At 57.8% G+C, this 12690-nt stretch carries 9 protein-coding genes; 5 read left to right on the top strand and 4 right to left on the bottom strand.

What is annotated here, in order from left to right:
* Position 1: 1 nt before the first annotated feature.
* Positions 2-1474, bottom strand: coding sequence for an inorganic phosphate transporter (locus JL015_RS03720; protein WP_201000231.1), 1473 nt, complete (start codon positions 1472-1474; stop codon positions 2-4).
* A gap of 198 nt (positions 1475-1672) precedes the next feature.
* Positions 1673-1870 carry a hypothetical protein gene (locus JL015_RS03715; protein WP_201017445.1) on the bottom strand — a complete coding sequence of 66 codons (198 nt, stop codon included), beginning with the start codon at positions 1868-1870 and terminating at the stop codon, positions 1673-1675.
* 796 nt (positions 1871-2666) lie between these two features.
* On the opposite strand from JL015_RS03715, the gene pcaR reads away from it, so the two are divergent.
* The 5 genes from pcaR to JL015_RS03690 all read left to right on the top strand — a co-directional run bounded on the left by pcaR (position 2667) and on the right by JL015_RS03690 (position 8036).
* Positions 2667-3512: a pca regulon transcriptional regulator PcaR gene (gene pcaR / locus JL015_RS03710; protein ID WP_117165915.1), complete on the top strand. Its 846-nt coding sequence runs from the start codon at positions 2667-2669 to the stop codon at positions 3510-3512.
* Positions 3513-3660: 148 nt separating this feature from the next.
* The gene (locus JL015_RS03705; protein ID WP_201000230.1) at positions 3661-4518 is read left to right on the top strand and encodes a CoA transferase subunit A; all 858 of its coding nucleotides are present in this window, start codon (positions 3661-3663) and stop codon (positions 4516-4518) included.
* Positions 4518-5297 (top strand): CoA-transferase subunit beta, encoded by a 780-nt coding sequence (locus JL015_RS03700; protein WP_374063363.1) that lies wholly within the window; start codon positions 4518-4520, stop codon positions 5295-5297. The genes JL015_RS03705 and JL015_RS03700 overlap by 1 nt, the downstream gene beginning before the upstream one ends.
* Positions 5294-6505, top strand: coding sequence for a 3-oxoadipyl-CoA thiolase (gene pcaF / locus JL015_RS03695; RefSeq protein WP_201017444.1), 1212 nt, complete (start codon positions 5294-5296; stop codon positions 6503-6505). The genes JL015_RS03700 and pcaF overlap by 4 nt, the downstream gene beginning before the upstream one ends.
* 226 nt (positions 6506-6731) lie before the next feature.
* Entirely contained in the window at positions 6732-8036 is a 1305-nt protein-coding gene (locus JL015_RS03690; RefSeq protein WP_201017443.1) for an MFS family transporter, read from the top strand.
* A gap of 59 nt (positions 8037-8095) precedes the next feature.
* Here the strand turns inward: JL015_RS03690 and JL015_RS03685 are convergent, their stop codons facing one another.
* Positions 8096-9556, bottom strand: coding sequence for an AdeC/AdeK/OprM family multidrug efflux complex outer membrane factor (locus tag JL015_RS03685; RefSeq protein WP_201000227.1), 1461 nt, complete (start codon positions 9554-9556; stop codon positions 8096-8098).
* Entirely contained in the window at positions 9553-12687 is a 3135-nt protein-coding gene (locus JL015_RS03680) for an efflux RND transporter permease subunit (protein WP_201017442.1), read from the bottom strand. Before JL015_RS03680 ends, JL015_RS03685 begins: the two co-directional genes overlap by 4 nt.
* Between the last annotated feature and the right edge of the window lie 3 nt (positions 12688-12690).

Genomic DNA, 12690 nt, shown 5'->3' with positions numbered 1-12690 from the left:
ATCAGGCCAGCGCTTTGGACGCGAGCCAGAACAGACAGGCCGACAGTGCGACAGTGGCTGGAAGGGTCAGGACCCAGGCCAGCAGAATCGTACGTACGGTGCCGCCTTGCAGGCCGCTCCTGTTGGCAACCATGGTTCCGGCAACACCCGACGACAGGATGTGGGTGGTCGAAACGGGCAGGCTGAAGATGTTGGCCATACCAATTGCGCAGGCTGTGGTGATCTGCGCAGACATGCCTTGAGCGTAAGTCATGCCTTGCTTGCCGATCTTCTCGCCAATGGTCAGTACCACACGTTTCCAGCCGACCATGGTGCCGATACCCAGCGCCAGTGCAACGGCCAGGATTACCCAGAACGGTGCGTATTCGGTCGTACCGGTCAGGTCCTTGCGAAGTTTTTCCAGGTCGGATTTTTCACGAGCGCCCAGGTTTGGCAACTTGCCGACCTTGCGTGCAGTGTCATCCAGGCAAAGCAGGTAGCGACGTACCTCGATGCGTTGCTCGGAAGACAGCGAGTGGTAATCGGCAACGCCTTTCAATGTGTCGAGCAGTGCGTCGATGGTTGGCTCGGTCTGCTCCGGGTTACATGCGGAACTGGATGGCAGGTCGCCCTTGAACGACTTGCCCATGGCCAGGTATTCGCCCAGCGTGTTGCTGTTGCGCTGATAGAACTGGCTCAGGTGCAGGGTTGCATCCCGGGTGCGCTCGATCTGGTAGGTCGTGCTGTTGAGGTCCAGTACGAACTGGCTTGGCACGATACCGATCAATACCAGCATGATCAGGCCGATACCTTTCTGGCCATCGTTGGAGCCGTGTACAAAGCTGACGGCCATGGCCGAAATGACCAGTACCAGACGGTTCCAGAACGGTGGGTGCTTCTTGTCGTCGATCTTGCGACGCTGTTCAGGCGTCTTGTGCATCTTGGACAGGGGGCGCCACCATTTCAGTGCGATGAGCACCAGGCCCGCCACCAGGAAGCCAGCCAGTGGCGAGAACACCAGCGATGCGCCGATATCCATCGCTTTCTGCCAGTTGACGCCCTCGCTCAGGGGGATGTCGTTGATCAGGGCGTTGGCCAGACCCACGCCAAGGATCGAGCCGATCAGCGTATGGGAACTCGATGCCGGGATACCGAAGTACCACGTCCCCAGGTTCCAGGCGATCGCGGCAGCCAGCAGCGAGAACACCATCGCCAGCCCGTGTCCTGTGTTGACGTTGATCAGCATTTCCACCGGAAGCAGGTGGACGATGGCATAGGCCACGCCGACACCGCCCAGCAGGACGCCGAGAAAGTTGAACACACCCGAGAAGAACACGGCCAGATGAGGCGGCATTGCCTTGGTGTAAATGACTGTCGCCACCGCGTTGGCGGTGTCATGAAAGCCGTTGATGAACTCGAACGTTAGGACGAATGCCAGGGCGAGCAACAGGCTCACTAACACCCAAGCATCTAGCCCGCTGAATAAATCGATCATGTAGGTTTTCTGACCCGGTCTGAAGGGGGCGCGATTATGACAGAAAAAATACGGATCGACTTGCCAGCCGCTGATTGGTATCGATTAAAGTCAAAAAAAAGGCATGCCACAGGTGCCCGAATGATTGCTCAATGGGACGGTGACGCCTGTGTGGCTGGCATTTTCAGGTCTGGGCGAACGGCTGAAGCCCGTTCAGACCTATGTCTCTTCTTTCAGGTCTTTTTCCATCTTCTGCAACTCTTGTTTGAAAGCCTGATCCAGAAGACTGGCTCTTTTACGCCAAGGCTTGCGTTCCGGTTCGGGTTGCGCGGCATAGGTGGTGACTTCCCCGCCGTAGACATCCTTGTAACGTTGCTCCTGGCGCTCAAGTTCCGCGCGCAGTTCATCTTTAGTCACTGAGTTACCTGATCTAAGTCAATTGAGTCTGGTGATAACGCTGAGCACGCAAAAGTGTTCGCTCGTGTGAGCTGACCGGCGAAATACATTCGTGGCTGTCTGGCCACGCAGGGATTCCGGCTTTTTCACAAGGCCTTTGACACGTTGCTGCTCGCGGCTACGGGGCACCAGAAAAAACAGCTGTCGTAGCGACATTCGTTTTTGGGTTGGGCGCTAATGCTTAACGTTGACTGGTCCTTGCACCGAAAAATTAACTGCATGTTGCGCAGGAGGGCAAGGTATCGCCAATCAAGTGATCGATACTATCTCCAAGAAGTTCAGTCTCGTCAACTATAGGCGTTGTCCGGACGCCATGAGATTTCATGAATATTGTTTTTTTTGTGAGACTCTTCCGAAGTTTTGGTGAGTAATGAATATGACAGAACTTTCATCGATGAAAGTCTGATGCGCCGGGACAGAATACTGGCGACAAAATTCAAATGAAAATGAGAGAGGCGATTTATCGAGTGATCATTGAGGGGTGCGTCAGGATGTCGCAGTCTGGATCGCTCTAATGAAAACGGCCTTGCTTCGTGGGCAAGGCCGCTGCCTTGGACTTCTTAGTGGGTACCTGACCAGGATTTCCAAGAAGTCACTTCATGGCAGACGTAAAGGTATAAGTATATTTGCGACGGGTCAATTGCGATTATCGGCCATTGGTTCGATAATCGCACAATCCGGGCTTCGCAGAACCCCTTGAAAAGGGGCTGAAGCCAGCGGTTTACAAGGCCTGAGAGCTGTTACAGAGGTGTTGGCAATGAATAATGATGAACTGCGTAATTCTTTTGCATCGCTGGCACCGCCTATCGTGGCATCGCCTGCAAAACGTATTCAGGCACTGACCGGCGACCCCGATTTCATGACGTCACTGGCACGTGGCCTGGCAGTGATTCATGCCTTCCAGGAGCGCAAGCGGCATCTGACCATTGCCCAGATCAGCCATCGCACGGAAATTCCCCGGGCTGCGGTTCGGCGTTGTCTGCATACGCTGATCAAGCTGGGTTACGCGACGACAGACGGTCGAACCTACTCATTGTTGCCCAAGGTCCTGACACTGGGTCATGCCTATCTGTCCTCGACCCCTCTGGCGGTTTCTTCCCAGCCTTATCTGGACCGCATGAGCGATATGCTGCATGAGGCCTGCAACATGGCGACCCTCGAAGGCGATGACATTCTTTATATCGCCCGCTCGGCAACCACCCAGCGGCTCATTTCCGTCGATCTGTCTGTCGGTGGTCGCTTGCCGGCTTATTGCACGTCCATGGGACGTATCCTGCTGGCGGCGCTGGATGATGTGTCGTTGCGTGAATATCTGGATCATGTGGATTTACAGCCCAAGACCAGCCGCACCATTCGCACTCCCGAAGCACTTCTCGAATGTCTGCAACTGGTTCGCCAGCAAGGCTGGTGCATCGTCGATCAGGAACTGGAGCAAGGGCTGCGCTCGATTGCCGTACCTGTTTATGACGCATCGGGTCAGGTGCTGGCTGCGCTGAATGTCAGCACCAGTGCCGGGCGAGTGGCCCGCAGCGAGCTGGAGCAGCGGTTCTTGCCGATCATGCTCGATGCGAGCCGGGACTTGAGCACGCAACTGTTTACCTGATCGCTGTAGTCGCTTTTTAATGCGTTCGATTATCGAACGCTTAGTCGATTATCGGATTGTTTGCGACCGTGCTCAGGCATAACCTCATTTTCATTGCGGCGCTCTTCGCGCTGATCATTGAACGTGATGTTGGGTTCGGGAGCACCTCATGGCTGAAATTCTTTCTCTACGCGATGCAGTGAAGCAACTGGTCAACGACGGCGATACCGTTGCACTGGAAGGCTTCACGCATTTGATTCCTACGGCTGCTGGTCATGAAATCATTCGTCAGGGCAAAAAAGACCTGACGCTGGTCCGTATGACGCCGGATTTGATCTACGACCAATTGATCGGTGCCGGTTGTGCGAAACGGCTGATTTTTTCGTGGGGCGGTAATCCGGGCGTTGGCTCTTTGCACCGTTTGCGTGATGCGGTCGAAAAACAGTGGCCTCATGCGATTGAAATCGAAGAGCACAGCCATGCCGACCTGGCCAACGCCTACGTGGCCGGTGCGTCGGGTTTGCCGTTCGCAGTGCTGCGTGCTTACGCCGGCTCCGACTTGCCCAAGGTCAACCCGCTTATCAAGACCGTGACCTGTCCGTTTACCGGTGAAGTGCTGGCTGCCGTGCCTTCGGTGCGCCCGGATGTCACGGTGATCCACGCCCAGAAAGCCGACCGCAAGGGCAACGTGCTGCTGTGGGGCATTCTCGGTGCGCAAAAGGAAGCGGCCCTGTCTGCCAAGCGCTGCATCGTGACGGTCGAAGAAATAGTCGACGACCTCAAGGCTCCGATGAACTCCTGCGTATTGCCGACCTGGGCGTTGAGCGCTGTCTGTCTTGTGCCGGGCGGTGCGCATCCGTCCTACGCCCACGGCTACTACGAGCGGGACAATCCTTTCTATCAAGCCTGGGACCCTATTGCCCGGGACCGCGAGAGTTTCACCGCCTGGATTGCCGAATACATTCATGGCACGGCGGATTTCAGTGAGTTCCAGAGCAAGTTGGCCAGCGCTGCGGAGGCAAAATAATGACTTACACCACCAGTGAAATGATGACTATTGCCGCCGCCCGCCGCTTGCGTAATGGCGCGGTCTGTTTCGTGGGCATCGGCCTGCCTTCCAAGGCTGCGAACCTTGCGCGCCTGACCTCTTCGCCGGATGTGGTGCTTATCTACGAGTCCGGCCCGATTGGTGCCAAGCCGAGCGTATTGCCGCTGTCGATTGGTGATGGCGAGTTGGCCGAAACGGCTGACACCGTGGTCGCCACCAGCGAAATCTTCCGTTACTGGTTGCAAGGCGGGCGCGTGGATGTGGGCTTTCTGGGGGCGGCTCAGGTCGACCGTTTCGGCAATATCAACACCACGGTCGTGGGCGATTACCACAACCCGAAAGTCCGCTTGCCGGGTGCCGGTGGCGCGCCGGAAATCGCCGGTTCTGCCAAGTCTGTACTGATCATTCTCAAGCAGTCGGCCCGCTCGTTCGTCAACAAGCTCGACTTCGTGACCTCTGTCGGCCATGGCGAAGGCGGCGACTCGCGCAAGCGCCTTGGGCTGCCGGGTGCGGGACCTGTAGGGATCATCACGGACCTGTGCATCATGGAGCCGGAAACCGGCACCAACGAATTCGTTGTGACTACGCTGCATCCGGGTGTCACTCGTGAACAGGTCATTGCGGCCACCGGCTGGGAAATCCGTTTTGCCGAGCAGGTCGTTTACTCCGAAGAGCCCACTGACGTGGAACTCAATGCCCTGCGTGAGCTGGAAGCTCGAACCGCGGCGGCTCACGGTCAGGTTGCAGGAGAAGCATGATGCGTGACGTCTTTATCTGCGATGCGATTCGTACTCCTATCGGACGTTTTGGCGGTGGCCTGTCTTCGGTGCGTGCCGACGACCTGGCGGCCGTGCCGATCAAGGCTCTGATAGAGCGCAACCCGTCGGTCAACTGGGAGGAGGTCGACGAGGTGTTTCTTGGCTGCGCCAACCAGGCAGGCGAAGACAACCGCAACGTTGCGCGCATGGCCGCTCTGCTGGCGGGCCTGCCGCCGAGCATTCCCGGCGTGACCCTCAATCGGTTGTGCGCTTCGGGCATGGACGCTATCGGCACCGCCTTCCGTGCCATTGCCGCAGGCGAGATGGAATTGGCGATTGCCGGTGGCGTCGAGTCGATGTCGCGCGCACCGTTTGTCATGGGTAAGGCCGATGCAGCGTTCTCGCGCAACATGAAGCTGGAAGACACCACCATCGGCTGGCGCTTCGTCAATCCGGCCATGAAGGCTGCATACGGTGTCGATTCCATGCCGGAAACCGCCGACAACGTGGCGGATGACTTCAAGATTTCTCGAGCCGATCAGGACGCTTTCGCCCTGCGCAGCCAGCAACGCACCGCCGTTGCTCAGGCTGCGGGCTTTTTCGAGGAGGAGATCGTGCCGGTGCGGGTCGCTCACAAGAAGGGCGAAACCATCGTCGACAAGGATGAACATCCACGCGCCGACACCAGTCTGGAAACGCTGGCCCGGCTCAAGCCTGTCAACGGTCCGGAAAAAACCGTTACCGCTGGCAATGCCTCGGGCGTCAACGACGGCGCGGCAGCCTTGATTCTGGCTTCGGCCGAAGCCGTCAAGAAGCATGGCCTGACGCCTCGGGCACGGATTCTGGGCATGGCCAGCGCCGGTGTTGCACCTCGGGTGATGGGCATCGGCCCGGTCCCGGCGGTACGCAAACTGGTCGAGCGTCTTGGGCTGGCTGTTTCCGATTTCGATGTCATCGAACTCAACGAAGCCTTCGCCAGCCAGGGGCTTGCAGTGCTGCGTGAACTGGGGCTTGCCGATGACGCACCTCAGGTCAACCCGAACGGTGGTGCGATTGCGCTGGGGCATCCACTGGGCATGAGTGGCGCCCGACTGGTGTTGACGGCCTTGCACCAACTGGAAAAGACCGGCGGCCGCAAAGGTCTGGCGACCATGTGCGTAGGAGTAGGGCAGGGGCTGGCGCTGGCAATCGAAGTACAACCCGCGTAGGAGCGAATTCATTCGCGAGGGGGCGGCATATTCGATAGATATATGTCGTTTGGAATACCGCATCGCGAATGAATTCGCTCCTACGGTGGCTAGGTAGGAGTGAATTCATTCGCGAGAAGCCGGTGCATTCAACAGAAGTGTGTGGTTTGCAATGCCGGGATGGTTGTACTTGTCGGGCTTGAGTGTTACAGATTGTTTCTAGTCGCCTAATCAGGATGGGGAAACAATGACAACTACAAACACGACGGAAACGCCTTATACCGGCGAAGAGCGCAGCAAGCGAATCTTTGCCATCGTAGGCGCCTCTTCCGGCAATCTTGTCGAGTGGTTCGACTTCTATATCTACGCCTTCTGCGCCATTTACTTTGCTCCGGCGTTCTTTCCTTCGGATGATCCTACCGTTCAGTTGCTCAATACCGCCGGGGTGTTCGCGGCCGGGTTTTTGATGCGGCCGATCGGCGGTTGGCTGTTCGGACGTGTGGCCGACAAGCATGGCCGCAAGAACTCGATGCTGATCTCGGTAACCATGATGTGCGCCGGGTCGCTGATCATTGCCTGTTTGCCGACCTATGCCACGATTGGTGCCTGGGCTCCTGCGTTATTGCTGATGGCGCGTCTGCTGCAAGGGTTGTCGGTGGGTGGTGAATACGGCACCACGGCCACTTACATGAGTGAAGTCGCACTGCGCGGCAAGCGCGGTTTCTATGCGTCCTTTCAGTACGTGACCCTGATTGGCGGCCAGTTGCTGGCAGTGCTGACGGTGGTGATCCTGCAGCAGTTTCTCACCACTGAAGAGCTGCGCGACTACGGCTGGCGTATCCCGTTCGTGATCGGTGCCTGTGCTGCGGTGATTGCCTTGCTGCTGCGCCGCACCCTCAATGAAACGACCACTGCCGAAAGCCGTCAGGACAAGGACGCCGGAAGTATTGCGGCGCTGTTCAAGCATCACAAGTCGGCGTTTATCACCGTACTGGGATACACCGCGGGTGGCTCGCTGATTTTCTACACCTTCACCACTTACATGCAGAAGTATCTGGTCAACACAGGCGGTATGGAACCCAAGACCGCCAGCTACATCATGACCGGCGCGCTGTTTCTGTACATGTGCATGCAGCCGTTTTTCGGCATGCTGGCAGACAGGATCGGGCGTCGTAACTCGATGTTGTGGTTCGGCGCGCTGGGCGCACTTTGCACCGTGCCCATTCTGATGACCCTGAAAAGCAACACCAGCCCGTTCGTTGCTTTCGTGTTGATTACCCTGGCACTGGCGATTGTCAGTTTCTACACATCCATCAGCGGTCTGGTAAAAGCCGAAATGTTCCCGCCCCAAGTGCGTGCGCTGGGTGTCGGCCTGGCTTACGCAGTGGCCAACGCTCTATTTGGCGGTTCGGCCGAATACGTCGCTCTGAGCTTCAAGAGCAACGGCATGGAAAACACCTTCTATTGGTACGTGACGGCGATGATGGTAGTGGCTTTCCTGTTCAGCCTGCGCTTGCCGAAGCAGCCAGCGTATCTGCATCACGATCACTGATTGCGTTTTTCAGGGCATAAAAAAACCACCCGTCAGGGTGGTTTTTTTGTGGATGCCGATCAGAACAATTGAACTGACGGCTTCTCTTTGGCGATAGGTTCCGCGCTGCTGGTCTGCTCGTACCAGCCGCCACCGAGGGCCTTGTACAGGTTGACCTCGCTGGTGAGCTGCGACAGACGATCAGTGATCAGCGTCTGTTGCGCGCTGAACAGCGAGCGCTGTGCGTCAAGGAACGTCAGGTTGCTGTCGATCCCGATGCGGTAGCGACGCTCGGCAAGACGGTAGTAGTCCTGGTTGGCAGTGACGAAATCGCGCTGCGCCTGAAGCTGCTCGTTATAGGTCTTGCGCGAGGCCAGGCCGTCGGAGACTTCCTGGAACGCAGTCTGAATCGCCTTCTCATAGTTGGCGACGTTGATTTCCTTCTGGATCTTGGAGTAATCCAGGCTGGCGCGCAGGTTGCCGGCGTTGAAGATCGGCAGGTTGATGCTTGGCTGGAACAACCATGTGCCCGAGCCGCCCTTGAACAAACCGGACAGGTCAGGGCTGGCTGTACCGGCATTGGCCGTCAGCGTGATGCTCGGGAAGAACGCGGCACGTGCTGCACCGATATTGGCGTTGGCGGCCAGCAGGTTATGTTCGGCCTGCAGGATATCCGGACGGCGCTGCAGCAGGTCAGACGGCAGGCCGACCGGCATTTCGGTCAGCAGGTCGGCAGACAGAGGCTGCGCTTCGGGAAGGTTGTCAGGCAGGGCAGAGCCCAGCAGCAAGGTCAGGTTGTTCTGATCCTGTGCGACCAGTCGTTGGTACTGGGCCAGTCTGGCCTTGGCACTTTCAACCGAGGTACGCGACTGGCTCAGGTCCAGAGCCGAAGCGACACCCACTTCATTGCTGCGCGAAGTCAGGCGATAGCTTTCCTCGTAGGTCTTGAGGGTTTCCTGCGTCAGCTTGAGCAGTTCCTTGTCGGCCTGCCAGGTCAGGTAAGCGTTGGCGACGTTGGCCACCAGGCTGATCTGTGTGCTGCGGCGTGCTTCTTCGCTGGCGAAGTAAGTCTGCAAGGCCTGATCGCTGAGGCTGCGAACACGACCGAACAGATCCAGTTCATAGGAACTGATACCCAGGTTTGCCGAGTAGGAACTGGTGATACCAGCCTCGCCACTGGTGGACATGTCGGCTGGCACGCGCTGGCGTGAGCCCGTGGCATTTGCCGAGACGGCCGGGAACAGGTCGGAACGCTGGATGCGGTATTGCGCACGGTAAGCGTCGATGTTCAGTGCCGCGACACGCAGGTCGCGGTTGTTGACCAGAGCGGACTGGATCAGTTGTTGCAATGCCGGGTCACGGAAGAACTGACGCCAGCCTTGTTCGGCGGCAGCTCTTTCGGCGGTCTCGGCTGGCAGGTACGCAGGACCTTGCGGGTACTGCGCTGCAACCGGTGATTCTGGTTGCTTGTACTCAGGAATCAAAGAGCAACCGCTGAGAATGAACGCGGTTACTGCCAGAGAAATCAGGGACTTGCTCATTGGCCAGCCTCATCGTGAGAGATAGGTTTCTGCTTGCTCTTGAAGAGCGACGATATCGATACAAAGAACAGTGGCACCCAGAAGATGGCCAGAACAACGGCAGTGATCATACCGCCAATTACGCCTGTACCAATCGAGTGTTGGCTGCCCGAGCCTGCGCCCGTGGAAATTGTCAGTGGGACAACACCCAGGATGAAGGCCATGGAGGTCATGATGATCGGACGCAGGCGCATCCGGCAAGCCTCAATTGCAGCGTCGACCAGACTCTTGCCCTGTTCGTGAAGCTCCTTGGCGAACTCCACGATCAGAATGGCGTTCTTCGCAGCCAGACCGACTGTCACCAGCAACCCTACCTGGAAGAACACGTCGTTGGACAGGCCGCGCAAGCTGGTTGCCATCAACGCACCGATGACGCCCAGTGGCACGACCAGCATGACCGCGATCGGAATCGACCAGCTTTCATACAGGGCCGCCAGACAGAGGAAGACCACCAGCAGGGAAAGAGCATACAGCGCAGGTGCCTGCGAGCCGGACAGACGTTCCTCGAAGGACAGACCTGTCCAGGAGATGCCGATGCCTGGTGGCAGTTTCTTGGCCAGTGCTTCCACTTCGGCCATGGCTTGACCAGTACTGTAGCCAGGGGCCGGTGTACCGAGAATTTCCTCTGCCGCCACGCCGTTGTAGCGCGACAGTTTAGGCGAGCCGTAGACCCACTTGCCGCTGGCAAATGCCGAGAACGGCACCATCTCGCCTGCACTGTTGCGCACATACCACTTGTTCAGGTCTTCCGGTGACATTCGTGCGCCAGAGTCGCCCTGCAGGTAGACCCTTTTGACACGACCACGGTCGATGAAGTCGTTGATATAGCGGCCACCCATTGCAATCGACAGCGTACTGTTGATGTCCGACAGCGTGATGCCCAGGGCGCTGGCGCGCTCGTCATCGATCAGCAACTGGTACTGAGGCTCATCGTTCAGGCCGTTGGGGCGGACGCCTGCCAGAACCTTGCTCTGGGACGCCATGCCCAGGAACTGGTTGCGGGCTTCCATGAGTTTCTCATGGCCTACGCCACCCTGGTCTTGCAGGTAAACGTCGAAACCGGTGGCGTTACCCAGTTCCAGAACCGATGGAGGTACTACGGCAAACACCATGGCATCGCGGAAGCTGAAGAAGTGTGCCTGGGCACGCTTGGCCAGCTCGAAGACGCTGTTTTCAGCCGAACGCTCATCCCATGGCTTGAGCATCACGAACGCAATCGCAGAGCTCTGGCCGCGACCGGCGAAGTTGAAACCGTTGACCGTGAACACCGATTTGACGGCCCCGCTTTCTTTGGTCAGCAGGTGTTCGCGCATCTTGTCGATGACTTCTTGCGTGCGCTCAGACGACGAACCCGCCGGCGTCTGGACCTGGACGAAGAGAACGCCCTGGTCTTCTTCAGGCAGGAACGCGGCCGGAATGCGAGTGAACATCCAGATCATGCCAACGCAGATCAGGACATAGCCCAGGTACGCCGGGAATTTATGCTTGAGCATATTGCCCACGCCGCGCTCGTAGCTTTCTACGCTGCGGTCGAAGGTGCGGTTGAACCAGCCGAAGAATCCACGCTTGGGTTGACCATGCTTCTCGTGATCGATCGGCTTGAGCATCGTGGCGCAAAGGGCAGGGGTGAAGATCAGGGCCACCACGACCGATAGCGCCATCGCCGAAACGATGGTGATCGAGAACTGTTTATAGATCACCCCGGTGGAGCCACCGAAGAACGCCATTGGCAGCAGAACCGCCGACAGAACCAGTGCAATACCCACCAGTGCGCCCTGGATCTGCTCCATGGACTTGATGGTTGCCTGTCGGGGCGACAGTTTTTCTTCTGCCATGACCCGTTCGACGTTTTCCACCACGACGATGGCGTCGTCCACCAGCAAGCCGATGGCCAGGATCATGCCGAACATGGTCAGGGTGTTGATGGTGAAACCGAAGGCCGCGAGGATACCGAAAGTACCCAGCAATACCACCGGAACGGTCAATGTGGTGATGACCGTGGCGCGGAAGTTCTGCAGGAACAGGTACATCACCAGGAACACCAGGACAATCGCTTCGCCCAGGGTATGAACAACCCCGGAAATCGACTCGCTGACCACTGGAGTGGTGTCATACGGGTAAACGACTTTCATGCCCGGCGGGAAGAACGGCTCAAGGGATGAAACGGTCTTGCGGATGGCCTTGGCGGTGTCTAGTGCGTTGGCACCGGGGGCCAGCCTGATCGCAAGGCCAGAAGCCGGTTTGCCGTTGAACTGAGAGTCGACACTGTAGTTTTCCGAGCCTAGACCTACCGTGGCAACATCCTTGATGCGCACCTGGGAACCATCGGTGTTGACCTTCAGCAGAATATTGCCGAACTGCTCTGCGGTCTGCAGGCGGGTCTTGCCGATGATGGTGGCGTTCAGTTGCTGGCCGTTAATGGACGGCAGACCGCCGAGTTGCCCGGAGGAAACCTGAACGTTCTGAGCCGTGATTGCGTTGCTGACATCGACCGGAGTCAACTGGAAGTTGTTCAACTTGGCCGGGTCTAGCCAGATACGCATGGCGTATTGGGAGCCAAAGACCTGGAAGTCCCCCACACCGGAGGTCCGGGAAATCGGGTCCTGCATGTTCGATACGATGTAGTTGGCCAGGTCTTCCCTGTCCTGGCTGCCATCTTCGGACACCAGGCCGATAACCATCAGGAAGTTTCGTACTGACTTGGTTACGCGGATGCCCTGTTGCTGCACTTCCTGGGGTAGCAGCGGTGTGGCCAGGTTCAGCTTGTTCTGCACCTGGACCTGCGCCGTATCTGCGTTAGTACCCTGATTGAAGGTCGCGGTGATGGTCATGCTGCCGTCGGAGTTACTTTCCGAACTCACATAACGCAGGTTGTCGATACCGTTGAGCTGCTGCTCGATGACCTGCACCACGGTGTCCTGCACGGTCTGTGCAGAAGCGCCCGGGTAGGTCACTTGAATCGCGATGGCTGGCGGCGCGATGCTCGGGTACTGGTTGATCGGCAGGCTGAGGATCGACAAGGAGCCGATCAGCATGATCACCAGGGCAATTACCCAGGCGAAAATCGGGCGATCGATAAAGAATTTCGACATGGG

The organism is Pseudomonas cichorii, from assembly GCF_015471405.1.
Taxonomy (GTDB): domain Bacteria; phylum Pseudomonadota; class Gammaproteobacteria; order Pseudomonadales; family Pseudomonadaceae; genus Aquipseudomonas; species Aquipseudomonas serbiensis.
This window is presented reverse-complemented; position numbering and strand designations above follow the sequence as displayed.

Excerpts from the sequence above, each read along its gene's own strand:
- JL015_RS03685 (WP_201000227.1), bottom strand. The coding sequence starts at position 9,556 with ATGAGCAAGTCCCTGATTTCTCTGGCAGTAACCGCGTTCATTCTCAGC.
- JL015_RS03705 (WP_201000230.1), top strand. The coding sequence starts at position 3,661 with ATGGCTGAAATTCTTTCTCTACGCGATGCAGTGAAGCAACTGGTCAAC.
- pcaR (WP_117165915.1), top strand. The coding sequence starts at position 2,667 with ATGAATAATGATGAACTGCGTAATTCTTTTGCATCGCTGGCACCGCCT.
- JL015_RS03680 (WP_201017442.1), bottom strand. The coding sequence starts at position 12,687 with ATGTCGAAATTCTTTATCGATCGCCCGATTTTCGCCTGGGTAATTGCC.
- pcaF (WP_201017444.1), top strand. The coding sequence starts at position 5,294 with ATGATGCGTGACGTCTTTATCTGCGATGCGATTCGTACTCCTATCGGA.
- JL015_RS03700 (WP_374063363.1), top strand. The coding sequence starts at position 4,518 with ATGACTTACACCACCAGTGAAATGATGACTATTGCCGCCGCCCGCCGC.
- JL015_RS03720 (WP_201000231.1), bottom strand. The coding sequence starts at position 1,474 with ATGATCGATTTATTCAGCGGGCTAGATGCTTGGGTGTTAGTGAGCCTG.
- JL015_RS03690 (WP_201017443.1), top strand. The coding sequence starts at position 6,732 with ATGACAACTACAAACACGACGGAAACGCCTTATACCGGCGAAGAGCGC.